At 49.3% G+C, this 1293-nt stretch carries 1 pseudogene; it reads right to left on the bottom strand.

The features are described from left to right. Positions 1-49 precede the first annotated feature (49 nt). A pseudogene (locus PACILC2_RS25890) lies at positions 50-1204 on the bottom strand (IS3 family transposase). Between the last annotated feature and the right edge of the window lie 89 nt (positions 1205-1293).

Here is a 1293-nt window from a genome sequence, read left to right as displayed (position 1 = left end):
GATGATCTTCGATAAGTTTGGACCTCTGTCAAGATAGTAGACACAGAATTTATTGATTTAGCGCATTAAAGTAGTATTGGCTTTCAAAATCAGCTGGCGTGTTGTATCCGATCGACGAGTGGATACGTTCATTGTTGTAAAAGACCTCAATATACTCGAAGATGCTTTTCTCGGCTTCTGCACGGGTTTCGTACTTGTTCAGATAGATGAGTTCTTTTTTGATAACGCTGTGAAAGGATTCAATGCAAGCATTGTCGTAGCAGTTGCCTTTTCGGCTCATGCTTCCGATCATGGAATAAAGCTGCAACTGTTTCTGGTAATCGTGAGAGGCATACTGGCTGCCGCGGTCGGAATGGTGCAGAACCGCTTCATCGGGCTGCTGACGACCGTACGCCTGCTTTAGCGCCTGCAACACCAGTTCCTTGGTCATCCGGTCGCTCATGTGCCAACCGACGATTTTACGGGAGTATAAATCCATGACGCTCGCGAGGTACAGCCAGCCTTCTCCCGTTGCGATGTACGTGATGTCCGTCACCCATTTTTATTGGGCTTGCTGGCCGTAAACTCTTGGTTCAGCACATTGTCCTGCACGGGTAGACTGTGTTTGGAGTTGGTGGTCGCTTTGTACTTCTTGACTGTCCGGGACCGCCACTGCTGCTCGTTCATGATCCGCGTCACCGTTCGCTCGGAGATCGTCACTCCTTGCTGCAGGAGTTTACGGGTGATCTTCGGACTGCCGTAAAGCTTGCGGGACTGATCGTAGATTTCTTTGACCTGCTCGGTCCATTCCTTGTGCTGACGCTCCCGTTCGCTTTCCGGGCGCTCCTTCCATTTGTAGTAGCCGCTGCGAGATACTTTCAATACGCTGCACATCTTCTCCAGTCGGTACTCGGAGCGGTGTTCGTGGATGAACGCATATTTCACCGACGGTCTTTCGCGAAGAAGTGCATTGCTTTTTTAAGATTTCATTCTCCTCTTGCAGGTCTCGTATTTGCTTTTGCAACTCCCGCAACTGATGATCTTCGGACTTAAACGTTTGCGCCGCAACGATCTCCGGCTCACCGCCATACTTCTTCATCCAGCCGTATAGCGTGTTGTCCTTGATCTTCAGTTCGCGGGCGACTTCCGCCACCGCCTTTCCGCTTTCCTTGACGTATTGAACCGTCTTTCTCTTGTACGTCTCATCATACAGGGGCTTTTTCATTTCGACACAGTCCTCCGATTCAGCTTGATTTCATCAGTGTAATCTGTGTCTACTATTCAGTCTAGCATCAGTTTGCCAATCTAAAGTAT

This window comes from Paenibacillus cisolokensis, from assembly GCF_018403665.1.
GTDB lineage: Bacteria > Bacillota > Bacilli > Paenibacillales > Paenibacillaceae > Paenibacillus_AH > Paenibacillus_AH cisolokensis.
The sequence above is the reverse complement of the archived record's forward strand: the minus strand, read 5'-3'. Positions and strand labels throughout refer to the sequence as shown.